The following is a 7,882-nucleotide window of genomic DNA, read 5'->3' as shown; positions in this document are numbered from 1 at the left end:
TCCTTAACAACTTCAACCACTTGCGCTTTCGATCTCTCGTCAGCGGGAGGCGAATTCTACAGCGTTACTCGCTGCTGTCAACACCTCTTTTTCAACTTCCTTTCGGCTTCGATGACCTGAAGCAACCCGCTGCCGAAAACTGCGTAACTCTTTGTTTACCAAGGAGTTTTCCGTTTCGACTGCGCCGGAAGTGGGGCGAATTATAGGCCTCCAGAATCTGCCGTCAAGCACTGTTTTTCACAAATCTGTCATATAGGTCAAAAAAGCCTCTAAAACAAAAAGGCCGACCCAATGGGTCGGCCTTCTACGCCCTTCTACTTACAAGCTAGGGAACGCGAACTGCGAAGCTTCATGGCTCGCACGCTGCGGCCAGCGCTGGGTGATGGCCTTGCGGCGGGTGTAGAAACGCACGCCATCCGGGCCGTAGGCATGCAGGTCGCCGAACAGCGAACGCTTCCAGCCGCCGAAGCTGTGATAGGCGACCGGCACCGGCAACGGTACGTTGACGCCGACCATGCCGACTTCGATCTCGTCGCAGAACAACCGCGCCGCTTCGCCGTCACGGGTGAAGATGCAGGTGCCGTTGCCATACTCGTGATCGTTGATCAGCTGCATGGCTTCTTCCAGGCTGTTGACCCGAACAACGCACAACACCGGCCCGAAGATCTCTTCTTTATAGATACGCATCTCTGGCGTGACGTTGTCGAACAGGCAACCACCCAGGAAGAAGCCTTCTTCATGACCGGCCACGGTCAGGCCGCGACCATCCACCACCAGCGTCGCGCCGGCGGCTACGCCGTCTTCTACATAACCGCTGACTTTGTCACGAGCCTGGCCAGTCACCAGAGGGCCCATGTCCAGACCGCAGGAAGTACCGGCACCGATTTTCAGCGCCTGGATTTGCGGAACCAGTTTGGCCACCAGGGCGTCTGCGACCTGGTCACCGACACACACGGCCACGGAGATCGCCATGCAGCGCTCACCGCAAGAACCGTAAGCCGCGCCCATCAGTGCGCTGACAGCGTTGTCCAGATCCGCATCCGGCATCAGCACGGCGTGGTTCTTCGCCCCACCCAGGGCCTGAACGCGTTTGCCGCGCTTGGTGCCTTCGGAGTAGATGTATTCGGCAATCGGCGTAGAACCGACAAAGCTCAGCGCCTTGACTTCCGGCGCTTCGATCAACGCATCCACCGCAGTCTTGTCGCCGTGCACCACGCTCAGTACGCCTTTAGGCAAACCGGCTTCCAGCAGCAACTGGGCAATCAGCAGCGTCGAGCTCGGGTCACGCTCGGACGGCTTGAGGATGAAGCAGTTGCCGCAGACGATCGCCAGCGGGTACATCCACAGCGGCACCATGGCCGGGAAGTTGAACGGCGTGATGCCGGCGACAACGCCCAACGGCTGGAAGTCAGACCAGGCATCGATGTTCGGGCCGACGTTGCGGCTGTACTCGCCCTTGAGGATTTCCGGAGCCGCGCAAGCGAACTCGACGTTCTCGATGCCGCGCTTCAGTTCACCGGCAGCATCTTCCAGGGTCTTGCCGTGCTCTTCGCTGATCAGTTGCGCGATACGAGCTTCGTTCTGCTCCAGCAGTTGCTTGAAGCGGAACATCACCTGGGCACGCTTGGCCGGCGGCGTGTTGCGCCAGGCCGGGAATGCAGCCTTGGCCGCGTCGATGGCGCTCTGGATGGTTTCGCGGGTCGCCAGCGGCAACTTGTGAATAGCCTGGCCGGTAGACGGGTTGAACACATCAACCGCGCGACCGTTCTCGGTCACCAGTTCGCCATTGATCAAATGCGGAATAACGCTCATGGAAGCTCCTGAAAAGTTGTCCACAGGCGCCCGTTCCCGGACGCCCGTTGTTTATAGGTATATAGAAGGAGAAATCAGTCGATCTTGCTCAGCACTTCGCCGACCGCGTCGAACAGACGATCCAGGTCCTGCGGCTTGCTGTTGAAGGTTGGGCCGAACTGCAGGGTGTCGCCGCCGAAGCGTACGTAGAACCCGGCTTTCCACAGCGCCATGCCGGCTTCGAACGGACGCACGATCGCATCGCCGTCACGTGGTGCGATCTGGATCGCACCGGCCAGGCCGAAGTTGCGGATGTCGATAATGTTCTTGGTGCCTTTGAGGCCGTGCAGCGCATTTTCGAAATGCGGTGCGACGTCGGCCACGCTCTGTACCAGGTTTTCCTTTTGCAGCAGGTCGAGTGCTGCCAGGCCAGCGGCGCAAGCCACCGGGTGTGCCGAATAGGTGTAGCCATGGGGGAACTCAACCGCGTACTCAGGCGTCGGCTGATTCATGAAGGTCTGGTAGATCTCGGAGCTGGCAATCACCGCGCCCATCGGGATCGCGCCGTTGGTGACTTGCTTGGCAATGCACATCAGGTCCGGGGTCACGCCGAAGGTGGTGGCGCCGAACATGGTGCCGGTACGGCCGAAACCGGTGATCACTTCGTCGAACACCAACAGGATGTTGTGCTGGTCGCAGATTTCACGCAGACGCTTGAGGTAACCCTGTGGCGGAACCAGCACGCCAGCGGAACCGGCCAATGGCTCGACGAATACCGCCGCGATGTTAGACGCATCGTGCAGTTCGATCAGCTTGAGCAGTTCGTCAGCCAGGGCGATGCCACCCTGCTCCGGCATGCCACGGGAGTAGGCGTTGCTTGCCAGCAGAGTGTGCGGCAGGTGGTCGACGTCCATCATCGCCTGACCGAACAGTTTGCGGTTGCCGTTCACGCCGCCGAGGCTGGTGCCGGCGATGTTCACACCGTGGTAGCCACGGGCACGGCCGATCATCTTGGTTTTGGTCGATTGGCCTTTCAGGCGCCAGTAGGCACGGACCATCTTCACCGCGGTGTCAGCACACTCGGAGCCCGAGTCGGTGAAGAACACGTGGTTCAGGTTGCCCGGGGTCAGGTCGGTGATTTTCTCGGCCAGCTGGAACGACAGCGGATGACCGTACTGGAAGCCTGGCGAGTAATCGAGCGTGCCCAGTTGCCTGGCGACCGCTTCCTGGATTTCCTTGCGGGTGTGGCCGGCGCCACAGGTCCACAGACCCGACAGCGAGTCATACACCTTGCGGCCCTTGTCGTCGATCAGCCAGCTGCCTTCGGCGCCAACGATCAGGCGCGGGTCGCGCTGGAAGTTGCGGTTGGCGGTGTAAGGCATCCAGTGAGCATCGAGCTTGAGCTGGCTGGCCAGCGAAGTCGGGGCGTTTTCAGGCAAGTTCATGGGCAAAACCTCGCAAGGCAATAAGCGGCGTAATGATTGAAAACCGTTGTTGCAGCTAAATTGCCACGGGGATAAAGTCGGTGAAATGCAACTCTTCTAATGTTCAGTCAGCCAATCGCTAAACTTTCGAGTAACCCGCATGAGCACTCGCCGTCCCGATCCGCTGGCCCAGGTCAGCGACTTTGATATTCGCCTGCTGAGGATCTTTCGCAGTGTGGTGGAATGCGGCGGCTTCTCCGCAGCGGAAACCGTGCTGGGCATCGGTCGTTCAGCGATCAGCCAGCAGATGAGCGATCTGGAGCAACGCCTCGGCCTGCGCCTGTGCCAACGTGGACGCGCCGGTTTTTCCCTGACCGAAGAAGGCCGCGAGGTCTATCAATCGGCACTGCAACTGTTAAGTGCGCTGGAAAGCTTCCGCACCGAGGTCAACGGCCTGCACCAGCACTTGCGTGGCGAATTGATCATTGGCCTGACGGATAACCTGGTCACCCTGCCACACATGCGCATCACCCATGCCCTCGCGCAGTTGAAAGAGCGCGGCCCGGACGTGCAGATCCAGATCCGCATGATCGCGCCCAATGAAGTCGAACAAGGCGTGCTCGACGGCCGCCTGCACGTCGGCGTGGTGCCGCAGGCCAGCGCGCTTTCCGGGCTGGAATATCAACCGCTGTATAGCGAACGCTCGCTGCTGTACTGCGCGGTCGGCCATCCGCTGTTTTATGTCGACGACAAACAACTGGACGACGAGCGCCTGAACAGTCAGGACGCCATCGCCCCCACCTTCCGCTTACCGGCGGAAATCCAGGCTCACTACCAGGCGCTCAATTGCACCGCCAGTGCCTCGGACCGCGAGGGTATGGCGTTCCTGATCCTGACCGGACGCTATATCGGTTATCTGCCGGATCACTATGCAAGTCTTTGGGTGCAGCAGGGCCGGTTGCGAGCGTTGAAAGCCAAAACGCGCTTCTATGACCTGAGCCTGGCGTCGGTCACACGCAAGGGCCGTCGACCGCATCTGGTGCTGGAGAGTTTTCTCGAGAGCCTGGCCGCGACTCGCTGAAAAACTGTGGGAGCGGGCTTGCTCGCGAAGAGGCCGTGTCAGTCGATATCTGCATAGCTGACACACCGCCTTCGCGAGCAAGCCCGCTCCCACAGTGGATTGTGGTGTAGGGTTTTATTGTGTGAGGACTTGTTTGAAGTCGGTGGGTACGCTATCAACGCACTGGCCGTCCCACCTACCTGTTCGGAAGTGCTTATGACCTTTGAAGTCCCAGCCCACGGCGGAAAACCCGTCAGCCGCATTCGTCAGAAGAACGAAGAGACCATCATCAAAGCCGCCGAAGACGAGTTCGCCCGTCACGGGTACAAAGGCACGAGCATGAACACCATCGCCCAGAACGCCGGGCTGCCCAAGGCAAACCTGCATTACTACTTCACCAACAAGCTCGGTTTGTACGTGGCGGTGCTGAGCAACATCATCGAGTTGTGGGACAGCACTTTCAACACCCTTACGGCCGAGGATGATCCGACCGAGGCCTTGACCCGTTACATTCGCGCGAAAATGGAGTTCTCCCGCCGCCAGCCGCAAGCCTCGCGGATTTTCGCCATGGAAGTCATCAGTGGCGGTGAATGCCTGACCGAGTATTTCAACCAGGACTATCGCGCCTGGTTCCAGGGCCGTGCGGGCGTGTTCCAGGCCTGGATCGACGCCGGTAAAATGGACCCGGTCGATCCGGTGCACCTGATCTTCCTGTTGTGGGGCAGCACCCAGCATTACGCCGACTTCGCCACGCAGATCTGCCGCGTCACCGGGCGCACCCGGTTGACCAAACAGGACATGGAAGACGCCGGGGACAACCTGATCCGCATCATCCTCAAGGGCTGCGGCCTGAAACCTGCCATCTAAATACATATGCCTTTTACCCTCAGCGGTTTTTGCGAATACCGCGAAGAGATTCGCAAGAGCCGCTTCATCACCTTCGCCGCGCCGATCTCCAGCCCGGCCGAGGCCCAGGCGTTCATTGAGCAGCACAGTGACTTGAATGCCTCGCACAACTGCTGGGCGTGGAGGCTCGGCGATCAATATCGCAGCACCGATGATGGCGAACCCGGCGGCACTGCAGGTCGGCCGATTCTGGCGGCGATAGAGGCACAGGATTGTGATCAGGTCGCGGTGCTGGTGATTCGCTGGTACGGCGGCATCCAACTGGGCACCGGTGGTCTCGCCCGGGCCTATGGCGGCGGTGCGAACAAATGCCTGCAAGCGGCGCCAAAGCTTGAGTTGATCAGCCGGGTGCCGTTGCGTTGCGCTTGCGGGTTTGCCGAGCTGGCCCTGGTCAAGCTGCGGGTGGCGGAAGCAGGTGGACTGGTTGTGGATGAAAGCTTCACCGCCAACGGTGTCGAGTTGCAGTTGGCGGTAGGCGATGCGCAGATCGATACCTTGCAGTCACAGCTGGCCGATTTGAGTCGTGGACGCATTCTTTTGCAGCGCTGAAAACAAGAGCAAAAGATCGCAGCCTTCGGCAGCTCCTACATGGGATCGTGCTGCGATCTTTTGGGGCACGCCGTTTATGCACTTATTCCATATTTGCCCACATCTGCTGTGCACCCGGCTGTGGATAACCTGAGCACATACCGCTGTAACCCTTCTGTCATGCGGCTTTGCGGACTTTGCTCAATTTTCGTCCAATCTGCCATCAAGCACATCAAATTCAAGTAAAAACAAGCAGTTACGGCGATTTATCACCTTTAGAAGAAAGCCACCCAGTGCTTATGCCCTTGCCTTGAGCTTGCGCACAAATACTGTGGAGCAATCTGTGGATAACCCGTTCATGGCCGTCTCGGCACCCTGCACGGTATGGCTTGTGGTCGATTGATCATTTTTTAAGCAAAAGCCCACGAGCAAAATCGGGGCTTGATTTGCGCCGTTGCCCCTATGTGGTGCCGGGCTCTGCGTGGCACATTTGAAAGCTGCGGGCTCAACGCCTCGGCTCACAGGACCTGAGTATTTTCCTGACCTGATGGCCAGAAAATTGCTTTATCCACAGGCACAAGTCCAACAGCACCGAGCCTGTCATGCCCAATCACGCTCCAATCCCGGATCCGGTTCCGCGCCTGCAACTGCGCAGGATCAGCAAACGCTACCCCGGTTGCCTGGCCAACGATGCCATCGACCTGACCATTGCCCCTGGCGAGATCCATGCCCTGCTTGGGGAAAACGGCGCAGGCAAAAGCACGCTGATGAAAATCATCTACGGCGTCACCCAGGCCGATTCGGGCGAGGTGATCTGGCAAGGTCAGCGGGTAACCCTGCGCAACCCGGCCCAGGCCCGGAGTTTGGGCATCGGCATGGTGTTCCAGCACTTCTCGCTGTTCGAAACCTTGAGCGTGGCACAGAACATCGCCCTGGCCATGGGCGCGGCGGCAGGCACACCCAAACAACTTGAGCCAAAGATTCGCGAGGTGTCCCGGCGCTATGGCATGGCGCTGGAACCGGAGCGACTTGTCCACAGCCTGTCGATCGGGGAACGGCAACGGGTGGAAATCATTCGCTGCCTGATGCAGGACATCCGCCTGTTGATTCTCGATGAACCGACTTCGGTGCTGACGCCGCAAGAGGCCGACGACTTGTTCGTCACCCTGCGCCGGCTCGCCGCCGAGGGCTGCAGCATTTTGTTCATCAGCCACAAGCTCGGGGAAGTCCGCGCGTTGTGCCAGAGCGCGACGGTACTGCGCGGCGGGCGCGTGACCGGACATTGCGTGCCAGCCGACTGTACGGATCAGCAACTGGCGCGCCTGATGGTCGGTGAGGCGGCCGAGCTGAACGCAAACTACCCGAAGGTGACCGGGAGTGATGCGTTCCTTGAGGTACGCGGATTGTCCTGGCACAACCCGGACCCGTTCGGGTGCTCGCTCAAGGACATCAATCTTGAAGTGCGCAGCGGCGAAATCGTCGGCATCGCCGGTGTCGCGGGCAATGGCCAGGACGAGCTGCTGGCCTTGCTCAGCGGCGAACAACGCCTCAATCGCAACGAAGGCGCAACCCTGCGCTTTGGCCAGGAACCGGTTGCCCATTTACACCCCGACGCACGTCGCAGACTGGGCCTGAGCTTTGTCCCCGCCGAACGCCTGGGCCATGGCGCGGTGCCGGAGTTGAGCCTGGCAGACAACGCGCTATTGACCGCTTTCCAGCAAGGTCTGGTGAGCAAGGGTCTGATCCGGCGCAGCAGAGTCGAAACGCTGGCCGAGGAAATCATCCGCCGTTTCGGGGTCAAGGCACCCGATAGCCAGACCCCGGCCCGCAGCCTGTCCGGTGGCAACCTGCAGAAGTTCATCCTCGGCCGGGAAATCCTTCAGCAACCCAAACTACTGGTCGCCGCGCACCCGACCTGGGGGGTGGACGTCGGCGCGGCCGCCACCATTCATCGCGCCTTGATTGCCTTGCGCGATGCCGGCGCGGCGATCCTGGTGATTTCCGAAGACCTCGACGAACTGTTCCAGATCAGCGACCGCCTCGGCGCCTTGTGCGGCGGTCGACTGTCGGCGCTCCACGCCACGGTCGATACGCGCCTGAGCGATGTCGGCGGCTGGATGGCCGGCCAGTTCGCAGCCCCTCAATCACTCGCATCCGCCACGCGCTAACGGAG

6 protein-coding genes are annotated in these 7,882 nt (G+C 60.2%); 4 read left to right on the top strand and 2 right to left on the bottom strand.

What is annotated here, in order from left to right; genetic code table 11:
• Positions 1 to 318 precede the first annotated feature (318 nt).
• Complete coding sequence (locus tag KW841_RS29060; RefSeq protein WP_008021905.1) at positions 319 to 1,812, bottom strand: CoA-acylating methylmalonate-semialdehyde dehydrogenase; 1,494 nt, start codon at positions 1,810 to 1,812, stop codon at positions 319 to 321.
• A gap of 74 nt (positions 1,813 to 1,886) precedes the next feature.
• On the bottom strand, positions 1,887 to 3,236 hold the full coding sequence (locus tag KW841_RS29055) for an aspartate aminotransferase family protein (RefSeq protein ID WP_218480713.1): 1,350 nt from the start codon (positions 3,234 to 3,236) through the stop codon (positions 1,887 to 1,889).
• A 139-nt stretch (positions 3,237 to 3,375) separates the two neighbouring features.
• Here KW841_RS29055 and KW841_RS29050 point away from each other — a divergent pair, with 139 nt between their 5' ends.
• The 4 genes from KW841_RS29050 (at position 3,376) to KW841_RS29035 (ending at position 7,877) form a co-directional block, all read left to right on the top strand.
• Entirely contained in the window at positions 3,376 to 4,296 is a 921-nt protein-coding gene (locus KW841_RS29050) for a LysR family transcriptional regulator (RefSeq protein ID WP_007971880.1), read from the top strand.
• A 195-nt stretch (positions 4,297 to 4,491) separates the two neighbouring features.
• Positions 4,492 to 5,142, top strand: a complete 651-nt coding sequence (locus KW841_RS29045; RefSeq protein WP_218480712.1) for a TetR/AcrR family transcriptional regulator — start codon at positions 4,492 to 4,494, stop codon at positions 5,140 to 5,142.
• A gap of 6 nt (positions 5,143 to 5,148) precedes the next feature.
• The gene (locus tag KW841_RS29040) at positions 5,149 to 5,730 is read left to right on the top strand and encodes a YigZ family protein (protein WP_218480711.1); all 582 of its coding nucleotides are present in this window, start codon (positions 5,149 to 5,151) and stop codon (positions 5,728 to 5,730) included.
• 581 nt (positions 5,731 to 6,311) lie between these two features.
• Complete coding sequence (locus KW841_RS29035; protein WP_218480710.1) at positions 6,312 to 7,877, top strand: ABC transporter ATP-binding protein; 1,566 nt, start codon at positions 6,312 to 6,314, stop codon at positions 7,875 to 7,877.
• Positions 7,878 to 7,882: the final 5 nt, after the last annotated feature.

It is taken from the genome of Pseudomonas sp. PDM28, from assembly GCF_019219115.1.
GTDB lineage: Bacteria > Pseudomonadota > Gammaproteobacteria > Pseudomonadales > Pseudomonadaceae > Aquipseudomonas > Aquipseudomonas laurylsulfatiphila.
Note: the sequence above shows the minus strand (reverse complement) of the source record. Positions and strands in the feature narration are given on the sequence as shown.

Bases quoted from the DNA above. Each gene is read 5' to 3' on its own strand.
- KW841_RS29060 (WP_008021905.1), bottom strand. From the start codon at position 1,812: ATGAGCGTTATTCCGCATTTGATCAATGGCGAACTGGTGACCGAGAAC.
- KW841_RS29055 (WP_218480713.1), bottom strand. From the start codon at position 3,236: ATGAACTTGCCTGAAAACGCCCCGACTTCGCTGGCCAGCCAGCTCAAG.
- KW841_RS29050 (WP_007971880.1), top strand. From the start codon at position 3,376: ATGAGCACTCGCCGTCCCGATCCGCTGGCCCAGGTCAGCGACTTTGAT.
- KW841_RS29045 (WP_218480712.1), top strand. From the start codon at position 4,492: ATGACCTTTGAAGTCCCAGCCCACGGCGGAAAACCCGTCAGCCGCATT.
- KW841_RS29040 (WP_218480711.1), top strand. From the start codon at position 5,149: ATGCCTTTTACCCTCAGCGGTTTTTGCGAATACCGCGAAGAGATTCGC.
- KW841_RS29035 (WP_218480710.1), top strand. From the start codon at position 6,312: ATGCCCAATCACGCTCCAATCCCGGATCCGGTTCCGCGCCTGCAACTG.